The organism is Streptomyces sp. NPDC001594, assembly GCF_042893675.1.
Classification (GTDB): Bacteria; Actinomycetota; Actinomycetes; order Streptomycetales; family Streptomycetaceae; genus Streptomyces.
The window spans coordinates 112,665-131,756 of sequence record NZ_JBIAVB010000011.1 but is presented as its reverse complement, the minus strand read 5'-3'; the positions used below and the strand labels follow the sequence as shown (position 1 = coordinate 131,756).

Below are 19,092 nucleotides of genomic sequence, written 5' to 3'. Positions count from 1 at the left end.
ATGCGGTCGGTCGGGCGAAGGGGGAGGCTAGCTGACGGAGCGTCAGTTGGACAGGGCCCCGGCGGGCTCGTGCTCCGGCTCCGCGGCCGTCTTCCGCGCCGCCGGGGCGGGGGAGGCCGTGCGGGGCAGCACGGCGTACAGGGCGCCGGAGGTGAGGATGCCGGCCACCCAGCCCAGGCCGTTCTCGCCGATCCAGGTCGTCGCGAGCGGCCCGGTGAACCAGTCCACCTTGGTGAACAGCGTGCCCACCACCAGGGCCGCGCCCCAGGCCGTCATCGCCTGCCAGGCGAACCCGCCCCGGTACCAGTAGGCGCTGGTGCGCGTGGTGTCCAGCAGAGCGGCCCCGTCGTAGGAGGGACGGCGCAGCATGTCCACGCCGAAGACCCCGATCCAGGCGGAGAAGGCCACGGCCAGCAGGGTCAGGAAGGAGATGAACGAGCCGAAGAAGCTGGTCGCCACCACCATCAGTAGGAAGCCGAAGACCAGGCTGATGACGGCGTTCACGCTGACCGCCCAGGCGCGCGGCACCTTGATGCCGAGGGTCTGCGCGGTGAAGCCGGCCGAATACATCGACATCGAGTTGATCAGCAGCATGCCGAGGAGCGCGATCAGCAGGTACGGGACCGCGATCCAGGTCGGCAGCAGCTCGCCGATGAAGGAGACCGGGTCCTGGGCGGCGGCCAGGTCCGGCGTTCCGACGGCCATCACCGCGCCCATCAGCACCATCGGCAGCACGACCACGCCCGCGCCGCCGATCGTCGCGCCGACCACGCCCTTGGCGGAGGCGGTGCGGGGCAGGTAGCGGGTGAAGTCCGGGCCGGAGGGCACCCAGCTGATGCCGCCGGCCGCGATGGTGCCGATGCCCGCGATCATCATCGCAGTGGAGCCGGCCGGCTTGCCGAGGACGGCGGACCAGTCGGTGGTGACGAGCAGGTAGCCGAGGACCAGCACGCTGAACGCGCCGAAGAGGTACGTGGACCAGGTCGAGCAGACGCGCAGCGCCTTGATCCCGAGCCCCGACACCACGAAGGTGCAGCCCACGAAGAACAGCAGGGTGACCACGATCAGGGCGGTGTTGCTCTTGATGCCGAAGAGCAGGTCGAGCACGGTCAGGACGGCGTAGGCGCCGCTGACCGCGTTGATCGTCTCCCAGCCCCAGCGGGCCACCCAGATCAGCGCCCCGGGGAAGAGGTTCCCGCGCTGGCCGAAGACGGCCCGCGAGAGCGCCATGCCGGGGGAGCCGCCGCGCTTGCCGGCGAGCGAGACCAGCCCGACCAGTCCGTACGAGACCACCGGCGCGGCCACCGCGACGACCAGCACCTGCCAGATGTTGAGCTTGTTGAAGATCACCAGCCCCGCGCCCATGGTCAGCAACAGCACGCTGATGTTCGCGGCCACCCAGGTGGGTATGAGCTCGCGGACCCGCCCGCCGCGCTCACCGTCCGGAACGGGCTCCAGGCCCCGGCTCTCGACTGCGCCGTGGGCGGCCTTCTCTTCAGCAGGCATGGGTACTCCGAGGAAGCGGATGGGCAAGCGGGTGAGAACAATCCGCCCATCATCGTAGAAGTGGCGTTAAGACCACAAATGGCGGACCAGTGCCTGGTGGGAACGTCCAAGGTCCGGGGGTGGGGGCGGCCCGTGGCCGATACTGGGGTGGTTATGGAAATCCTGATCCTTGCTGTAGTCATCGCCCTGGTCGCGGTCGGCGCGATCAGCGGGCTCGTGGTCAGCAGCCGCAAGAAGAAGCAGCTGCCCCCCACGGCGCCGCCGAGCACGCCGACCATCACTGCCCCGCCTGCCGAACCGCAGGTGGGGGAGGACGCCGTAGAGACGGCGGAAGAACCGCGCCGCACCATCGAGGAGGTCGGGCTCCCGGAGGCGGAGGCCGAGGCTGCTCCGGTGGAGGCGCCGGCGGCGGAGCCCGAGGCCCCGGCCGCCCCCGAGATCGAGGTGCCCGAGCCCACGGCCGGCCGCCTGGTCCGGCTGCGCGCGCGGCTCGCCCGTTCGCAGAACTCCCTCGGCAAGGGCCTGCTCACGCTGCTCTCGCGCGAGCACCTCGACGAGGACACCTGGGAGGAGATCGAGGAGACCCTCCTCATCGCCGACGTCGGCGTCACGCCCACCCAGGAGCTGGTGGAGCGGCTGCGCGAGCGGGTCAAGGTGCTCGGCACCCGTACCCCCGACGAACTGCGCGGCCTGCTGAAGGAGGAGCTGGTCGCCCTCGTCGGCACCGACTTCGACCGCGCCGTGAAGACCGAGAGCACCGCCGACACCCCGGCCGTGGTGATGGTCGTCGGCGTCAACGGCACCGGCAAGACCACCACCACCGGCAAGCTCGCCCGCGTGCTCGTCGCCGACGGCCGCAGCGTCGTCCTGGGCGCCGCCGACACCTTCCGCGCCGCCGCCGCCGACCAGCTCCAGACCTGGGGCGAACGCGTCGGCGCCCGTACCGTGCGCGGTCCCGAGGGCGGCGACCCCGCCTCGATCGCCTACGACGCGGTCAAGGAGGGCATCGCCGAGGGCGCCGACGTCGTGCTCATCGACACCGCCGGCCGCCTGCACACCAAGACCGGCCTCATGGACGAGCTCGGCAAGGTCAAGCGCGTCGTGGAGAAGCACGGCCCGCTGGACGAGGTCCTGCTGGTCCTCGACGCCACCACCGGCCAGAACGGCCTGACCCAGGCGCGCGTGTTCGCCGAGGTCGTGGACATCACCGGCATCGTGCTCACCAAGCTCGACGGCACCGCCAAGGGCGGCATCGTGGTCGCCGTCCAGCGCGAGCTGGGCGTCCCCGTCAAGCTGATCGGCCTCGGCGAGGGCGCCGACGACCTGGCCCCCTTCGAGCCGGAGGCGTTCGTGGACGCCCTGATCGGCGACTGAGCGGACGCACCCGCCCCGCAGACGAGTGCCCCCGCGTCCGGAACCCCGGTACGCGGGGGCACTGCCGTATGCCGGGGGAGGCGGTCAGCGCCGGAAGCGGTGACAGGTGTAGGCCAGGGTGCCCAGCAGGAGCCGGGCCTGCGGGGGCCCGCCCGCACAGTCCAGGGCGGGCCGGCGCAGCCAGCCGGCCGGGCCCAGGCCCGCGTGGTCGCAGGGCGGGGCGGTCAGGAAGGAGCCGTGGCCCAGGGCGCGCAGGTCCAGGTCCGCGTCGTCCCAGCCCATCCGGTACAGCAGCTCGGGCAGTTCGGCGGCGGCGCCGGGGGCCACGAAGAACTGGGCCCGGCCGTCCGGGGTCGCGGTCACCGGGCCGAGCGGCAGGCCCATCCGCTCCATGCGGACCAGGGCGCGCCGTCCGGCCTCGGCGGAGACCTCGATGACGTCGAAGGAGCGGCCGACCGGGAGCAGGATCGCCGCGCCCGGATACTCGCCCCAGATCTCGGTGACCTCGTCCAGGGTGGCGCCGCCGGGGACGGTGGGAGCGAAGTCCAGCGGATGCGCCCCCGGCGTGGGGCAGTTCGTATGACCGCAGGAGCAGTCGCGGGCCGGAGCCGCGGCGCGGGCGCCGGGGACCGCGTCCCAGCCCCAGAGGCCGGTGTACTCCGCCACCGTCGTGCACTCCGAGGTGCGGCCGCGGCGCCGGACGCCGGAACGGAATTCCTTGGTGCCGCGGCTGCCGCCGATCGTGAAGCCCATGCCCATGCCCCCTCCAACGGGTCGGACGCGCCGGTGGTTACGACGTCGGCGAGACCTCTCGGGAGTCGGGTGAAGCACGCCTTCCACCCGGGCCGCCCGGCGCACTCCTCGCCGCGCGCGCCCCGAGCGCGCTCCCGTCCAACCGTTCCGTTTCGCCTTCCTGTCAAGTGAATCGCGCCTGGCCGATAGCGAGTTCATTCGAAGGGGTGGCGAATGGTGGCGTTTCCGGGATCGACCTCGCCGACGGGGTGATCGTAGGATTACTTTCGGTGCACGGACCCCGGAGGCGAGCCCATCCGTGGGTATGCCGGAGGCAATGTGTGGAGGACCTGTGAAGGTCCCAGGCGGCGGCGGTCGCCCCGGCCAGGGTTCCGTGTGTGGAGGCGATGCGGATGGGGGCGTTCCAGTGAGCGGCAGCGGCGCAAGCGGAACGGGCGGGGAATCAGCCGACCGCAACGAACAGCTGACCTCGTGGTTCGTCCGCAGCGGCTGGTCCAAGGGCGAACTCGCCCGCCAGGTCAACCGCCGCGCCCGCCAGATGGGCGCCCACCACATCAGCACCGACACCTCCCGCGTCCGCCGCTGGCTCGACGGCGAACAGCCCCGCGAACCCGTGCCGCGCATCCTCTCGGAGCTCTTCTCCGAACGCTTCGGCGCCGTCGTCGCCATCGAACAGCTCGGCCTGCGCAGCGCCCACCAGACCCCCTCCGTCTCCGGCGTCGACCTGCCCTGGGCGGGCCCGCAGACCGTGGAACTGCTCAGCGAGTTCTCCCGCAGCGACCTCATGCTGGCCCGCCGCGGCTTCCTCGGCACCTCCCTCGCGCTCTCCGCCGGCCCCGCCCTCATCGAGCCCATGCAGCGCTGGCTCGTCCCGGCCCCGGCCGCCGACCCCGGCCCGCGCGAGCCGGCCCCCGCCGGCTACCGGCCGCCCCGGCTCTCCGAACCGGAACTCGACCTCCTCGAAGCCACCACCGTGATGTTCCGCCAGTGGGACGCCCAGTGCGGCGGCGGGCTGCGCCGCAAGGCCGTCGTCGGACAGCTTCACGAGGTCACCGACCTGCTCCAGGAGAACCACCCGGCCCCCGTGATGAAGCGCCTCTTCAAGGTGGCCGCCGAACTCGCCGAACTCGCCGGCTGGATGAGCTACGACGTCGGCCTGCACCCCACCGCCCAGAAGTACTTCGTCCTCGCGCTGCACGCCGCGAAGGAGGCCGGGGACAAGCCGCTGGGCTCGTACATCCTCTCCGGCATGAGCCGCCAGATGATCCACCTCGGCCGCCCCGAGGACGCCCTGGAACTCGTCCACCTCGCCCAGTACGGCAGCCGCGACTGCGCCGGACCCCGCACCCAGGCCATGCTCTACGCCATGGAGGCCCGCGCCTACGCCAACATGGGCCAGCCCAGCCGCTGCAAGCGGGCCGTGCGCATGGCCGAGGACACCTTCGGCGACGTCGGCTTCGGCGGCGAACCGGAACCCGACTGGATCCGCTTCTTCTCCGAGGCCGAACTCAACGGCGAGAACTCCCACTCCTACCGGGACCTGGCCTACGTCGCCGGACGCAGCCCCACGTACGCCTCCCTCGCCGAACCCGTCATGGAACGGGCCGTCGAACTCTTCGCCAAGGACGGCGAGCACCAGCGCTCCTACGCCCTCAACCTCATCGGCATGGCCACCGTCCACCTGCTCCAGCGCGAGCCCGAGCAGGCGGCCGTCCTCGTCGACCAGGCCCTCGATGTGGCGCGAAAAGTACGCTCCGAACGGGTGAACACCCGGCTCCGCAAGACCGTCGACACCGCCGCCCGTGAATACGGCGACGTCGCCGAGGTGGTCCGGCTCACCGACCTCCTCGCCTCCCGCCTCCCCGAGGCCGCCGAGGCCGTCTGAGCCGCCCTCCGGCCCGGGCGCCCCGCCTGACGGGCACCGGAGACCCGCCTGACCCTTACATGACACGGACCGGACGCGGACCACACCGGTTCATTCAGGCGTAACACGCACGACCTCTTCGTCATCGGAGCGAAACACCGAGCGGCGCCGCCGGAAACCGGCCTGCGCGAACCTCAGGGCCAATAACCGGCCAGACCTTACGCCGCCGCTCAGGTACCCCACGATCGCCCGCACGCGACCGTACCGACGACGAGGAGACGCCGATGGCATCAGCCATCACGACCCTCGCTGCAGACACCCCGACCCTGTCTGCCGCGAACACCGGGTTCATGCTCATCTGCTCCGCCCTGGTCATGCTGATGACCCCGGGACTCGCCTTCTTCTACGGAGGCATGGTCCGCGTCAAGAGCAGCCTCAACATGCTGATGATGAGCTTCGTCAGCCTGGGGATCGTCACGATCCTGTGGGTGCTCTACGGCTTCAGCCTCGCCTTCGGCACCGACTCCGGCTCCGTCATCGGCTGGAACTCCGACTACGTCGGCCTCAGCGGCATCGGCCTCACCGAGCTGTGGGACGGCTACACCATCCCCGTCTACGTCTTCGCCGTCTTCCAGCTGATGTTCGCGGTCATCACCCCCGCCCTGATCAGCGGCGCCCTCGCCGACCGCGTCAAGTTCAGCGCCTGGGTCCTCTTCACCGCCCTGTGGGTCACCGTCGTCTACTTCCCCGTCGCCCACTGGGTCTGGGGCGCCGGCGGCTGGCTGTTCAAGCTCGGCGTCATCGACTTCGCCGGCGGCACCGCCGTCCACATCAACGCCGGCGCCGCCGCCCTCGGCGTCATCCTCGTCATCGGCAAGCGCGTCGGCTTCAAGAAGGACCCGATGCGCCCCCACAGCCTCCCCCTCGTGATGCTCGGCGCCGGCCTGTTGTGGTTCGGCTGGTTCGGCTTCAACGCCGGATCCTGGCTCGGCAACGACGACGGCGTCGGCGCCGTCATGTTCGTCAACACCCAGGTCGCCACCGCCGCCGCCATGCTCGCCTGGCTCGGCTACGAGAAGCTGCGCCACGGCTCCTTCACCACCCTCGGCGCCGCCTCCGGCGCCGTCGCGGGCCTCGTCGCCATCACCCCCGCCGGCGGCTCCGTCAGCCCGCTCGGCGCGATCGCCGTCGGCGCCATCGCCGGTGTGCTGTGCGCCATGGCCGTCGGCCTCAAGTACCGGTTCGGCTACGACGACTCCCTCGACGTGGTCGGCGTCCACCTCGTCGGCGGCGTCGCGGGCTCCCTCCTCGTCGGCCTCTTCGCCACCGGCGGCGTCCAGTCCGACGCCAAGGGCCTCTTCTACGGCGGCGGCTTCGACCAGCTGGGCAAGCAGGCCGTCGGAGTCTTCTCCGTCCTCGCCTACTCCCTCGTCGTATCGGCGATCATGGCCTTCCTCATCGACAGGACCATGGGGATGCGGGTCGCCGAGGACGTCGAGGTCTCCGGCATCGACCAGGCCGAGCACGCCGAGACCGCCTACGACTTCAGCGGCGCCGGCGGCGGCATCTCCGCCCGCCCGGCCGCCTCCCACGCCCCCGTGGCCGCCGCCAACAAGAAGGTCGACGCATGAAGCTGATCACCGCGATCGTCAAGCCCTACAAGCTCGACGACATCAAGGAAGCCCTCCAGGCCTTCGGGGTCCAGGGCCTGACCGTCTCCGAGGCCAGCGGATACGGCCGCCAGCGCGGCCACACCGAGGTCTACCGCGGCGCCGAGTACACCGTGGACCTCGTACCCAAGGTCCGCGTCGAGGTCCTCGCCGACGACGACGAGGCGGAGGAGCTGATCAACGTCATCGTCGCCGCCGCCCGCACCGAGAAGATCGGCGACGGCAAGGTGTGGAGCGTCCCCGTGGACTCGGTCGTCCGGGTCCGCACCGGCGAGCGCGGCGCGGACGCCCTCTAGGCGACGGGAGCTCCCGGGTGACGAGCGTCGAAGAGACCACGCAGGACCCCACCGGCCCGGAACCCGGCGGATACGCCGCGGCCCGGCTGCGCCTCCTCCAGGAGGAGGCGCGGTCCGGGCCGTCCCGGCGTTCCGGCCTGTCCGCCCTGACCGACCGGTGGCTGAACGAGCTGTTCGCGACCGCCGCGCAGGAGGCCGGGGTGCGCGGCGCGGCCCTCGTCGCCGTCGGCGGCTACGGCCGCGGCGAACTCTCCCCGCGCAGCGACCTCGACCTGCTGCTGCTCCACGACGGCAAGGCCCGCCCCCAGGCACTGGGCGCCCTCGCCGACCGGCTCTGGTACCCCGTCTGGGACACCGGGGTCGCCCTCGACCACTCCGTCCGCACCCCCGGCGAGGCCCGCAAGGTCGCGGCCGAGGACCTCAAGGCCCACCTCGGCCTCCTCGACGCCCGGCTCGTCGCGGGAGACGCCGGACTCCTCGCCGGACTGCGCACCTCCGTCCTCGCCGACTGGCGCAACCAGGCCCCCAAACGGCTGCCGCAGCTGCACGCCCTGTGCCGCGAGCGGGCCGAACGGGCCGGGGAGCTGCGCTTCCTGCTGGAGCCCGACCTCAAGGAGGCGCGCGGCGGCATCCGCGACGCCACCGCCCTGCGGGCCGTCGCCGCGTCCTGGCTGGCCGACGCCCCGCGCGAGGGGCTCGACGGCGCCCGGCGCCGGCTGCTGGACGCGCGCGACGCCCTGCACCTGGTCACCGGCCGGGCCACCGACCGGCTCTCCCTCCAGGAACAGCCCCAGGTCGCCGCCCGGCTGGGGCTGCTCGACGCGGACGCGCTGCTGCGCGAGGTGTACGAGGCCGCCCGGGTGGTCGCCTACGCGGCCGACGTCACCTGGCGGGAGGTCGGACGGGTGCTGCGGGCCCGGTCCGCCCGGCCGAGGCTGCGGGGGCTGCTGGGCACCCGGGGCGCGGCGGCCGCCGCCGAACGGGCGCCGCTGGCCGAGGGGGTCGTGGAGGCCGAGGGGGAGGCCGTGCTGGCGCTGGCCGCCCGCCCCGAACGGGACCCCGTGCTGCCCCTGCGGCTGGGCGCGGCCGCCGCGCAGGCCGGGCTGCCCGTCTCGCTGCACGCCGTGCGCCGGCTCGCGGCGCAGGCCCGGCCGCTGCCCGTGCCCTGGCCGGCCGAGGCGCGGGAGCAGCTGCTGACCCTGCTGGGCGCGGGGGAGCCGATGGTGGCGGTGTGGGAGGCGCTGGAGGCCGAGGGGCTGATCAGCAGGCTGCTGCCCGACTGGGAGCGGGTGCGCTGCCGGCCCCAGCACAACCCCGTGCACACCTGGACCGTGGACCGGCACCTGATCGAGACCGCCGTACGGGCCTCCGCGCTGACCCGCCGGGTCGGCCGGCCCGACCTGCTGCTGATGGCGGCCCTGCTGCACGACATCGGCAAGGGCTGGCCCGGGGACCACTCCGTCGTCGGCGAGACCATCGCCCGCGACATGGCCGCCCGGGTGGGCTTCGACGCCGAGGACACCGCCGTGCTGGGCACCCTCGTACGCCACCACCTGCTGCTCGTGGACACCGCGACCCGGCGCGACCTCGACGACCCGGCGACCGTCACCGCGGTGGCCCGGGCCGTCGGCTCCACCGGCACCCTGGAGATCCTCCACGCCCTGACCGAGGCCGACGCCCTCGCGACCGGGCCCGCGGCCTGGAGCACCTGGCGGGGCTCCCTGGTGGCCGACCTGGTGCGGCGGGTGGCCGCCGTGCTGAGCGGGGCCCCGCCCCCCGACCCCGAGCCGGACCTGCCCACCGCCGAGCAGGAGCGCCTCGCGCTGGAGGCCCTGCGCACAGGGGAGCCCGTGCTCACCCTGCACGCCCGGCAGGAGGAGGAGGACGCCGTCGGGGTCGAGCTGGTCGTGGCCGTACCGGACCGGCCGGGAGTGCTCCCGGCGGTGTCCGGGGTGCTGGCGCTGCACCGGCTGACGGTGCGGGCGGCGGACCTGCGGTTCCTGGAACTGCCGGACCACCTCGGGGAGGTGCTGGTGCTGCGGTGGCGGGTGGCCGCGGAGTACGGGGCGCTGCCGCAGGCGGCACGGCTGCGGACGGACCTGGTGCGGGCGCTGGACGGCTCCCTGGACGTCCCGGCGAAGCTGGCCGCCCGCGAGGCGGCCTATCCGCGCCGGCGCGGGGTCGTCCCCCCGCCGCCCCGTGTCACGGTGGTCCCCGACGTCTCCCCCCTGGCCACGGTCCTGGAGGTCCGCGCCCCCGACGCGGTGGGCCTCCTGCACCGGATCGGGCGGGCCCTGGAGTCGGCGGGGGTCCGGGTCCGCAGCGCCCATGTCTCCACCCTGGGCGCCAACGCCGTGGACACGGTCTACGTCTCCGACCCGGACGGCAAACCCCTCCCGCCGGCGGCGGCCGCCGCCGTCGCCACCCGGATCCAGTCGGCCCTGGAGTAGCCGCTGCGCGGGGCGGGACCGCCACCCCGCCCCCGGGAGGGGGAAGGGCCGGATACCCTGGGGGCGACCATCACGCCCCCGACCCGAGGAATCGCGACCACCGTGTTCGATACGCTTTCCGACCGCCTCAGCGCGACCTTCAAGTCCCTCCGGGGCAAAGGCCGCCTCTCCGAGCAGGACATCGACGCTGCGGCGCGGGAAATCCGTATCGCCCTCCTCGAGGCCGACGTCGCGCTCCCGGTCGTCCGCTCCTTCATCGCGAACGTCAAGGAAAGGGCCCGCGGCGAGGAGGTCAGCAAGGCGCTGAACCCCGGCCAGCAGGTCCTCAAGATCGTCAACGACGAGCTGGTCTCCATCCTCGGCGGCGAGACCCGCCGCCTGCGCTTCGCCAAGACCGCGCCGACCGTGATCATGCTGGCCGGTCTCCAGGGTGCCGGTAAGACCACCCTCGCGGGCAAGCTCGGCCTCTGGCTCAAGGGGCAGGGCCACTCGCCGCTCCTCGTCGCGTGCGACCTCCAGCGCCCCAACGCCGTCAACCAGCTCAGCGTCGTCGCCGAGCGCGCCGGTGTGGCCGTCTACGCGCCCGCCCCGGGCAACGGCGTCGGCGACCCGGTCCAGGTGGCCAAGGACTCGATCGAGTACGCCCGCACCAAGCAGTACGACATCGTCATCGTCGACACCGCCGGCCGCCTCGGCATCGACCAGGAACTGATGCAGCAGGCCGCGGACATCCGCGACGCCGTCAGCCCCGACGAGATCCTCTTCGTCGTCGACGCCATGATCGGCCAGGACGCGGTCAACACCGCCGAGGCCTTCCGCGACGGCGTCGGCTTCGACGGCGTGGTGCTCTCCAAGCTCGACGGCGACGCCCGCGGCGGTGCCGCGCTCTCCATCGCGCACGTCACCGGCAAGCAGATCATGTTCGCCTCGAACGGCGAGAAGCTCGACGACTTCGACGCCTTCCACCCGGACCGCATGGCGGGCCGGATCCTCGACATGGGTGACATGCTCACCCTCATCGAGCAGGCCGAGAAGACCTTCTCGCAGGCCGAGGCCGAGAAGATGGCGGCCAAGCTCGCCAAGGGCCCCAAGGAGTTCACGCTCGACGACTTCCTGGCCCAGATGGAGCAGGTCCGCAAGATGGGCTCCATCTCCAAGCTCCTCGGCATGCTGCCGGGCATGGGCCAGATCAAGGACCAGATCAACAACATCGACGAGCGCGACGTGGACCGCACCGCCGCGATCATCAAGTCGATGACCCCGGCCGAGCGCCAGGACCCGACGATCATCAACGGCTCGCGCCGCGCCCGTATCGCCAAGGGCTCCGGCGTCGAGGTCAGCGCCGTCAAGAACCTCGTCGAGCGCTTCTTCGACGCCCGCAAGATGATGTCCCGCATGGCCCAGGGCGGCGGCATGCCGGGCATGCCCGGCATCCCCGGGATGGGCGGCGGCCCCGGCCGGCAGAAGAAGCAGGTCAAGCAGGCCAAGGGCAAGCGCAAGAGCGGCAACCCGATGAAGCGCAAGCAGGAGGAGGCCGAGGCCGCGGCCCGGCGCGAGCAGGGCGGCCAGCCCGCCCTCCCCGCCGCCGGCGGCAACCCGTTCGGCCTCCCGGCGGGCGGCGGCCGGCCCGGCGAGGACTTCGACCTGCCGGACGAGTTCAAGAAGTTCATGAAGTAGCGGTCGCCGTGTGAAGGCCCCGTCGTGCAGGCACGGCGGGGCCTTCCGCTGCGCGGGCAAGGGGGCTGTTTGTCCCTTATGGTCGGCCGGGAGGACGGCATAAGGAGGCGCACCCGTGCCCAGCCCCACCCCCGTACCGCCGCGCGACCGGGCCGACACCCCCTGGCGCTCCGAGGGCGCCCCGCCCAGCCCGCCGCCCCGCAGGAAGCCGCCCGGCGGCTGGCGCGGCCTGATCCTCGCCGCCCTGATCGTCTACCTGATCACCAACGTCGTGCTGTCCTTCTTCAACGAGGGCGACGGGCCGACCGTCTCGTACACCGAGTTCAGCAGGCAGGTCGCCGACGGCAACGTCGAGAAGATCTACTCCAAGGGCGACGCCATCCAGGGCGAGCTCAAGAACAAGCAGCCCGTCCCCGGCGGCCACGGCGACTACCGCAAGTTCGTCACCCAGCGCCCCGCCTTCGCCGACGACCAGCTGTGGACCGGACTGACCTCCAAGGGCGTCACCGTCACCGCCTCCCCGGTCGTCGAACAGCGCAGTTTCCTGGCCAACCTGCTGATCTCCCTCGCCCCGATGCTGCTGATCGTGGCCCTGTGGCTGCTCATCGCCCGCCGGATGGGCTCCGCCCTGGGCGGAGCCGGCGGATTCGGCCGAAAGGCCCCGCCCAAACCCGTCGAGCTGGAGGGCGCCACACGCACCACCTTCGACGACGTGGCCGGCATCGACGAGGTCGAGGGCGAGCTCAGCGAGGTCGTGGACTTCCTCAAGAACCCCGAGCAGTACCGCCGGCTGGGCGCCCGCATGCCCGGCGGCGTGCTGCTCGCCGGGCCGCCGGGAACCGGCAAGACCCTCCTCGCCCGCGCCGTCGCGGGCGAGGCCGGGGTGCCGTTCTTCTCGGCCTCCGCCTCCGAGTTCATCGAGATGATCGTCGGCGTCGGCGCCTCCCGGGTGCGCGAGCTGTTCACCGAGGCCCGCAAGGTGGCCCCGGCGATCATCTTCATCGACGAGATCGACACCATCGGGCGGGCCCGCGGCGGCTCCGCCGCCATGGGCGGCCACGACGAGCGCGAACAGACCCTCAACCAGATCCTCACCGAGATGGACGGCTTCTCCGGCTCCGAGGGCGTCGTCGTCATCGCCGCCACCAACCGCGCCGACGTCCTCGACCCCGCCCTGACCCGCCCCGGCCGCTTCGACCGCACGGTCGTCGTCTCACCGCCCGACAAGGCGGGCCGCGAGGCGATCCTGCGCATCCACACCCGCGACATCCCCCTCGCGCCCGGCGTCGACCTGGCCCAGGTGGCCCGCACCACCCCCGGGATGACCGGCGCCGAGCTCGCCAACCTCGCCAACGAGGCCGCCCTGCTGGCCGTCAAGCGCCGCCAGGACGCGGTCACCCAGGCCGACCTCTCCGACGCCCTGGAGAAGGTCCAGCTGGGCGCCGAGCGCCCGCTGGTGATGCCCCAGGAGGAACGCCGCCGCACCGCCTACCACGAGAGCGGCCACGCCCTGCTGGGCATGCTCCAGCCGGGTGCCGACCCCGTCCGCAAGATCACCATCGTGCCGCGCGGCCGCGCGCTGGGCGTCACCCTCTCCACCCCCGACGCCGACCGCTACGCGTACACCGAGCCCTACCTGCGGGGCCGCATCATCGGCGCGCTCGGCGGCATGGCGGCCGAGCACGTGGTCTACGACGTGATCACCACGGGCGCCGAGAGCGACCTCGAACAGGTCACCAACATCGCCCGCGGCATGGTCGGCCGCTGGGGCATGAGCGCGCGCGTCGGCCGCCTCACCGCGATCCCGTCCGACGGCCAGGGCCCGTACGGCCTGACCGCCGCCCCCGCCACCCTCGACGCCGTGGACCACGAGATGCGGCGGATCGTCGACGAGTGCTACCAGGAGGCCTGCCGCCTGCTCACCGAGCACCGCCCGAAGCTCGACGCCCTGGCGGAAGCCCTGCTGGCCGCCGAGACCCTCGACGAGCACGCGGCCTACGAGGCGGCCGGCATCCCCCGCCTCGCCAAGAACCACGGCGGCACGCACTGAACGTCAGGCCACCCGGGCGATGACGTACCGCAGGATGTTCGGCAGCCACACGGCGCCGTCGGACCGCTCGTACGGGTGAAGCGCCTCCGCCAGCTCCTTCTCCGCCAGCGCCGGGTCCGCCGCCGCGCGGGTCCCGGCCCCGGTCCCCGCGACGGGGTACAGCCCGGTCGACAGCAGCCCGCGCACGGCGCTGTCCGCGTCGGCGTACCCGAACGGGCAGAACACCCGCCCCGACCCGTCCGGCACCAGCCCGGCCCGCTCCGCCACCGCGTCCAGGTCCCGGGCCACCGGCCCGCCGCCCAGCACCGCCGGCACCGTGCACCGCTCGGCCGGCCCCCAGCCGGCCAGCACCACCGCCCCGCCCCGCCGCACCGACGGCAGGGCCGCCGCCAGCGCGCCCGGGCCGGGCTCGAAGGCCAGCAGCACGTCGTAGGGGCGCGCGGCGGGCACCGGGGGAGCGGCCACCACCTCCAGCAGCCGCTCCCGGGCCAGCGCCCGCAGGGCCGGGTCCGCCTCCACGCCCGTGGCGGCGGCGCCCCGTCCGGAGGCCAGCAGCAGGGCCAGCCCGGCCCCGCAGCCCAGGCCCAGCAGCCGGGTGCCCGGCCCGACCTCCAGCCGGTCGTAGACCGCCTCGTACAGCGGTACCAGCATCCGTTCCTGGATCTCCGCCCAGTCCCGGGCGACGAGCGTCGCGGTCGGCGTCGGTGTCATCGAAAGAGCGCTCCTGATTCCGTCTCGCCCCCTTGCCCCCGTTGCCAGAGAACTCCCCATCGGCCCCCGCGTCCAGAGGAGTGCGCCACCCGATTCACGCATCCGGGGCCCGGCGCCGTACCATTCGCGCCATGGCAAAGGCACCCGTTCTCACCCCGCAGGCGGAGGATTTCCCCCGCTGGTACCAGGATCTGATCAACAAGGCCGAGTTGGCCGACAACGGTCCGGTCCGCGGCACCATGGTCATCCGCCCGTACGGCTACGGCCTGTGGGAGCGGATGCAGCAGGAGATGGACGCCCGGATCAAGGACGCCGGTGCCCAGAACGCCTACTTCCCGCTGTTCATCCCGCAGTCGTACCTGACGCGGGAGGCCGAGCACGTCGAGGGCTTCGCCCCCGAGCTCGCGGTCGTCACCCACGGCGGCGGCAAGGAGCTGGAAGAGCCGGTCGTCGTCCGGCCCACCTCCGAGACGATCATCAACGACTACTTCTCCAAGTGGGTCCAGAGCTACCGCGACCTGCCGCTGCTGATCAACCAGTGGGCCAACGTCGTCCGCTGGGAGATGCGCCCGCGCGTGTTCCTCCGTACGAGCGAGTTCCTCTGGCAGGAGGGCCACACCGCCCACGCCACGTACGAGGACGCCCGCGACTACGCCGCGCACATCCACCGGAACGTGTACGGCGACTTCATGACCAACGTGCTCGGCATCGACGTCGTGCTCGGCCGCAAGACCCCCAAGGAGCGCTTCGCCGGCGCCATCAACACCCTCACCCTCGAGGGCATGATGGGCGACGGCAAGGCCCTGCAGATGGGCACGAGCCACGAGCTCGGCACCAACTTCGCCAAGGCCTTCAACACCTCCTACCTCTCCAAGGAGGGGCAGCAGGAGCTGGTCTGGCAGACCTCGTGGGGCGTCTCCACCCGCATGGTCGGCGGCCTGATCATGTCCCACGGCGACGACAACGGCCTGCGCGTCCCGCCGCGCCTGGCGCACGTCCAGGTCGTCGTCATGGCGATCAAGGGCGACGAGGCCGTGGCCAAGGTCCGCGAGCTCGGCGCGCAGCTGAAGGCCGCCGGCCTGCGCGTCCACGTGGACGACCGCGTCGACACCCCCTTCGGCCGCCGCGCCGTGGACTGGGAGCTCAAGGGCGTACCGGTCCGCATCGAGATCGGCCCCCGCGACCTGGAGAACGGCACGGCCATGCTGGCCCGCCGGATCCCCGGCGGGAAGGAGCCGGTGCAGATCGACGCGCTGGCCGACCTGCTGCCCAAGGTGCTCGACGAGGACCAGGCCCAGCTGCTGCGCGAGTCCCGCGAGCGCCGGATCTCCCGGACGAGCGACGTGGCCACCATCGAGGAGGCCGCCGAGGCCGCCCTCGCCGGCGGCTGGGCGCGGATCCCGTGGAGCGTCCTGGGCCCGGACGGCGAGGCAAAGCTCGGCGAGCAGGCCGTGACCGTCCGCTGCCTGGTGGCCGAGGACGGGTCGGTTCCGGAGGCCGACGACGCGCCCGGTACCCTCGCGATCGTCGCGCGCTCCTACTGAGTTCCAGTTCCACGCCCCCGGCGCGCGGCTCCGCCCGCGCGCCGTGGGGCTGGTTCTTTTGGCCGGCGTTACGTACCGACTCCTCCTGGGATCGGCGCACCCGTCCTCGTCAGGACGCATGAGAGTGAACTGACTGGTACGTGCAAAAAATTTGGAATGGCCCGGAATCGGAACACCGGGGCACCCCGGCTCGTTGTCACGACGTGAGCACGACACCACCTGTTCTCGCCGCAGAGCTGGCGCAGGCGTGGGCCGACATTCAGCGGTACCACCCCGAGCTGCCGGACCTTGCCGCGCCCGAGTCCCTGATCGGAGAGTCCTCGTCCGCCTGTGGCGCCGAGCTCTCCTTCGAGCGACTGCTGCACGAGGCAGTCCACGGCATCGCGGCCGCCCGCGGAGTGCGTGACACCTCGCGAGCCGGCCGCTACCACAACCGCAGATTCCTCGCGATCGCCGAGGAGATGGGGCTGGACCACTCCGAGGAGCCGCACGCCAGCAGCGGGTTCTCCCTGGTCTTCCTCAATCCCGAGGCCAAGAAGCGCTACCGGCCCACGATCGAGCGGCTCCAGCGCGCCCTCAAGGCGCACACGGTCGCCACGGCCGCCGACACCAAGCGCAGCTTCCGGGGTCCGGCCGCACGGCACGGCTCCTCCGGCGGCGGCGTACGCGTCAAGGCGGTCTGCGACTGCGGGCGCAACGTCCGGGTCGTGCCCTCCGTCCTGGCCCAGGCGCCGATCGTGTGCGGCGGATGCATGAAGCCGTTCCGCATCCCCGAGGTCGCCACCGCGGCGGCCTCCTGACGCGGCGCCCCCGGCGGGCGGTGGTGGTGGTCCTCTCCGCTCGGAGGCGCCGCAGGCATGTGGCACAATGGGCAGCTGTACTCGACAGTCGCATAGGACCCCTCTCTCCTCCGGCTGACGCGTCCATCGGGCACCCGAGTACCGCAACCCCACGTGGCATCTCAAGTGCCCAACCACGTCAAGTTCAGGAGACACCACTCCAGTGGCAGTCAAGATCAAGCTCAAGCGCCTCGGTAAGATCCGCTCCCCTCACTACCGCATCGTCGTCGCCGACGCCCGCACCCGCCGGGACGGCCGCGCGATCGAGGAGATCGGCATCTACCAGCCGACGTACAACCCCTCGCGCATCGAGGTCAACGCCGAGCGCGCGCAGTACTGGCTCTCCGTGGGCGCCCAGCCCACCGACGCCGTTCTCGCCATCCTGAAGCTCACCGGTGACTGGCAGGCGCACAAGGGCCTCCCGGCCCCCGCGCCGCTGCTGCAGCCGGCGACGAAGGAAGACAAGCGTCGTTCCTTCGACGAGTTCGCCAAGGCCCTCGAGGGCATCGGCGAGGCCAAGGGCGAGGCCATCACGCAGAAGAAGAAGGCCGACAAGAAGGCGGACGAGGCTGAGGCCGCCGCCGAGTCGACCGAGGCCTGAGCATGCTCGAGGAGGCTCTTGAGCACCTCGTAAAGGGCATTGTGGAGAACCCCGACGACGTGCAGGTCGCCTCGCGCAACCTGCGGCGCGGGCAGGTGCTCGAGGTCCGGGTGCACCCCGAAGACCTCGGGAAGGTGATCGGCCGCAACGGCCGCACCGCGCGTGCACTGCGTACCGTCGTGGGCGCCATCGGCGGGCGGGGGATCCGCGTCGACCTCGTCGACGTGGACCAGGTCCGCTGAGCAGTTGAATCACCGGCACGGGCCGGGGAGGGCATACGTGCCCGCCCCGGCCCGTCGTCGTCTGAACAGGAGAGGCACAGAGTGGAGCTCGTAGTCGCGCGGATCGGCCGCGCCCACGGGATCAAGGGTGAGGTCACCGTCGAGGTGCGCACGGACGAGCCCGAGCTGCGGCTCAGCCCCGGCGCCGTGCTCCGCACCGACCCGGCGTCGGTGGGTCCCCTGACCATCGAGACGGGCCGGGTGCACAGCGGCCGGCTCATGCTGCGGTTCGCGGGGGTCAAGGACCGCACCGCGGCCGAGGGGCTGCGCAACACCCTCCTCATCGCGGACGTGGACCCCACGGAGCTGCCGGAGGAGGAGGACGAGTACTACGACCACCAGCTGATGGACCTGGACGTGGTGCTGGAGGACGGCACCGAGATCGGCCGGATCACCGAGATCTCCCACCTGCCCTCGCAGGACCTCTTCATCGTCGAGCGCCCGGACGGCTCCGAGGTGATGATCCCCTTCGTCGAGGAGATCGTCGCGGAGATCGACCTGGAGGGGCAGCGCTGCGTCATCACCCCGCCGCCGGGGCTGATCGACGACGGCGCCGAGATCGCCTCCGCGCGCGACGCGGAGGCGGCCGACGCCGCCGAGGCCGCGACGTCCGCCGAGGCCGGGAAGTCCGGGGACGACGCCTGATGCGGCTCGACGTCGTCACGATCTTCCCCGAGTACCTGGAGCCCCTGAACGTCTCCCTCGTCGGCAAGGCACGGGCCCGCGGGCAGCTCGACGTCCACGTGCACGACCTGCGCGACTGGACGTACGACCGGCACAACACGGTCGACGACACCCCGTACGGCGGCGGCCCCGGCATGGTCATGAAGACCGAGCCGTGGGGTGAGGCCCTGGACGCGGCCCTGGCCGACGGCTACGAGTCCGGCGCGCACGGCCCCGTCCTGGTCGTCCCCACCCCCAGCGGCCGGCCCTTCACCCAGGAACTGGCCGTCGAGCTCTCCGAGCGGCCGTGGCTGATCTTCACCCCGGCCCGGTACGAGGGCATCGACCGCCGCGTCATGGACGAGTACGCGACCCGCATGCCCGTCTACGAGGTCTCCATCGGCGACTACGTGCTGGCGGGCGGCGAGGCGGCCGTCCTGGTCGTCACCGAGGCCGTGGCCCGGCTGCTCCCCGGGGTCCTCGGCAACGCCGAATCGCACCGCGACGACTCCTTCGCCCCCGGCGAGATGGCCAACCTGCTGGAAGGCCCCGTCTACACCAAGCCCCCGCAGTGGCGCGGGCGGGAGATCCCGGAGGTGCTGCTCAGCGGCCACCACGGGAAGATCGCCCGCTGGCGCCGGGACGAGGCGTTCCGCCGCACCGCGGAGAACCGGCCCGACCTGATCGAGCGCTGCGAGGCCTCCGCCTTCGACAAGAAGGACCGCGAGATCCTGAGCATCCTGGGCTGGAAACCGTCCGGAGACGGCCGATTTTGGCGCAGGCCGGAGGCCGTGGAAGAATAGGCGGCTGCTG

General features: G+C 72.4%; 16 protein-coding genes. 13 read left to right on the top strand and 3 right to left on the bottom strand.

Features of this window, described 5'->3' with window-relative positions:
• Positions 1-42: 42 nt before the first annotated feature.
• Positions 43-1,506 (bottom strand): cytosine permease, encoded by a 1,464-nt coding sequence (locus tag ACFY0O_RS22495; protein WP_388949135.1) that lies wholly within the window; start codon positions 1,504-1,506, stop codon positions 43-45.
• A 153-nt stretch (positions 1,507-1,659) separates the two neighbouring features.
• Here ACFY0O_RS22495 and ftsY point away from each other — a divergent pair, with 153 nt between their 5' ends.
• On the top strand, positions 1,660-2,880 hold the full coding sequence (gene ftsY, locus ACFY0O_RS22490) for a signal recognition particle-docking protein FtsY (protein WP_388949132.1): 1,221 nt from the start codon (positions 1,660-1,662) through the stop codon (positions 2,878-2,880).
• A gap of 84 nt (positions 2,881-2,964) precedes the next feature.
• Here the strand turns inward: ftsY and ACFY0O_RS22485 are convergent, their stop codons facing one another.
• Positions 2,965-3,633, bottom strand: coding sequence for a bifunctional DNA primase/polymerase (locus ACFY0O_RS22485; RefSeq protein ID WP_388949129.1), 669 nt, complete (start codon positions 3,631-3,633; stop codon positions 2,965-2,967).
• 406 nt (positions 3,634-4,039) lie between these two features.
• Here ACFY0O_RS22485 and ACFY0O_RS22480 point away from each other — a divergent pair, with 406 nt between their 5' ends.
• From ACFY0O_RS22480 to ftsH, 6 genes are all read left to right on the top strand, one after another.
• Entirely contained in the window at positions 4,040-5,518 is a 1,479-nt protein-coding gene (locus ACFY0O_RS22480) for a hypothetical protein (RefSeq protein WP_388949126.1), read from the top strand.
• Between the two features lie 263 nt (positions 5,519-5,781).
• On the top strand, positions 5,782-7,128 hold the full coding sequence (locus ACFY0O_RS22475; protein ID WP_388949124.1) for an ammonium transporter: 1,347 nt from the start codon (positions 5,782-5,784) through the stop codon (positions 7,126-7,128).
• Positions 7,125-7,463, top strand: a complete 339-nt coding sequence (locus tag ACFY0O_RS22470; protein WP_388949122.1) for a P-II family nitrogen regulator — start codon at positions 7,125-7,127, stop codon at positions 7,461-7,463. Before ACFY0O_RS22475 ends, ACFY0O_RS22470 begins: the two co-directional genes overlap by 4 nt.
• A 17-nt stretch (positions 7,464-7,480) precedes the next feature.
• Positions 7,481-9,913: a [protein-PII] uridylyltransferase gene (locus ACFY0O_RS22465; RefSeq protein WP_388949119.1), complete on the top strand. Its 2,433-nt coding sequence runs from the start codon at positions 7,481-7,483 to the stop codon at positions 9,911-9,913.
• A 102-nt stretch (positions 9,914-10,015) separates the two neighbouring features.
• Positions 10,016-11,590 (top strand): signal recognition particle protein, encoded by a 1,575-nt coding sequence (gene ffh, locus ACFY0O_RS22460; protein ID WP_388949116.1) that lies wholly within the window; start codon positions 10,016-10,018, stop codon positions 11,588-11,590.
• A 115-nt stretch (positions 11,591-11,705) separates the two neighbouring features.
• On the top strand, positions 11,706-13,640 hold the full coding sequence (gene ftsH, locus ACFY0O_RS22455; RefSeq protein WP_388949113.1) for an ATP-dependent zinc metalloprotease FtsH: 1,935 nt from the start codon (positions 11,706-11,708) through the stop codon (positions 13,638-13,640).
• Positions 13,641-13,643: 3 nt separating this feature from the next.
• On the opposite strand, the gene ACFY0O_RS22450 is transcribed toward ftsH, so the two are convergent.
• On the bottom strand, positions 13,644-14,351 hold the full coding sequence (locus ACFY0O_RS22450; protein WP_388949110.1) for a methyltransferase type 11: 708 nt from the start codon (positions 14,349-14,351) through the stop codon (positions 13,644-13,646).
• A 131-nt stretch (positions 14,352-14,482) separates the two neighbouring features.
• Between ACFY0O_RS22450 and proS the strand changes: the two genes are divergently transcribed.
• The 6 genes from proS to trmD all read left to right on the top strand — a co-directional run bounded on the left by proS (position 14,483) and on the right by trmD (position 19,082).
• Positions 14,483-15,895 (top strand): proline--tRNA ligase, encoded by a 1,413-nt coding sequence (proS, locus tag ACFY0O_RS22445; RefSeq protein WP_388949107.1) that lies wholly within the window; start codon positions 14,483-14,485, stop codon positions 15,893-15,895.
• 203 nt (positions 15,896-16,098) lie between these two features.
• On the top strand, positions 16,099-16,695 hold the full coding sequence (locus tag ACFY0O_RS22440; RefSeq protein ID WP_344170497.1) for a hypothetical protein: 597 nt from the start codon (positions 16,099-16,101) through the stop codon (positions 16,693-16,695).
• A 202-nt stretch (positions 16,696-16,897) separates the two neighbouring features.
• Positions 16,898-17,335 carry a 30S ribosomal protein S16 gene (gene rpsP / locus ACFY0O_RS22435; protein ID WP_365155469.1) on the top strand — a complete coding sequence of 146 codons (438 nt, stop codon included), beginning with the start codon at positions 16,898-16,900 and terminating at the stop codon, positions 17,333-17,335.
• Positions 17,336-17,337: 2 nt separating this feature from the next.
• A complete protein-coding gene (locus ACFY0O_RS22430) occupies positions 17,338-17,577 on the top strand; it encodes an RNA-binding protein (protein WP_358892703.1) in 240 nt (79 codons plus the stop codon).
• A gap of 81 nt (positions 17,578-17,658) precedes the next feature.
• The gene (rimM, locus tag ACFY0O_RS22425; protein WP_388949105.1) at positions 17,659-18,261 is read left to right on the top strand and encodes a ribosome maturation factor RimM; all 603 of its coding nucleotides are present in this window, start codon (positions 17,659-17,661) and stop codon (positions 18,259-18,261) included.
• On the top strand, positions 18,261-19,082 hold the full coding sequence (gene trmD / locus ACFY0O_RS22420; protein ID WP_388949102.1) for a tRNA (guanosine(37)-N1)-methyltransferase TrmD: 822 nt from the start codon (positions 18,261-18,263) through the stop codon (positions 19,080-19,082). Before rimM ends, trmD begins: the two co-directional genes overlap by 1 nt.
• Positions 19,083-19,092 lie beyond the last annotated feature (10 nt).

Coding starts and splice junctions, on each gene's coding strand:
- ACFY0O_RS22495 (WP_388949135.1), bottom strand. CDS start 1,506: ATGCCTGCTGAAGAGAAGGCCGCCCACGGCGCAGTCGAGAGCCGGGGC.
- ftsY (WP_388949132.1), top strand. CDS start 1,660: ATGGAAATCCTGATCCTTGCTGTAGTCATCGCCCTGGTCGCGGTCGGC.
- ACFY0O_RS22485 (WP_388949129.1), bottom strand. CDS start 3,633: ATGGGCTTCACGATCGGCGGCAGCCGCGGCACCAAGGAATTCCGTTCC.
- ACFY0O_RS22475 (WP_388949124.1), top strand. CDS start 5,782: ATGGCATCAGCCATCACGACCCTCGCTGCAGACACCCCGACCCTGTCT.
- ACFY0O_RS22470 (WP_388949122.1), top strand. CDS start 7,125: ATGAAGCTGATCACCGCGATCGTCAAGCCCTACAAGCTCGACGACATC.
- ACFY0O_RS22450 (WP_388949110.1), bottom strand. CDS start 14,351: ATGACACCGACGCCGACCGCGACGCTCGTCGCCCGGGACTGGGCGGAG.
- proS (WP_388949107.1), top strand. CDS start 14,483: ATGGCAAAGGCACCCGTTCTCACCCCGCAGGCGGAGGATTTCCCCCGC.
- ACFY0O_RS22430 (WP_358892703.1), top strand. CDS start 17,338: ATGCTCGAGGAGGCTCTTGAGCACCTCGTAAAGGGCATTGTGGAGAAC.
- trmD (WP_388949102.1), top strand. CDS start 18,261: ATGCGGCTCGACGTCGTCACGATCTTCCCCGAGTACCTGGAGCCCCTG.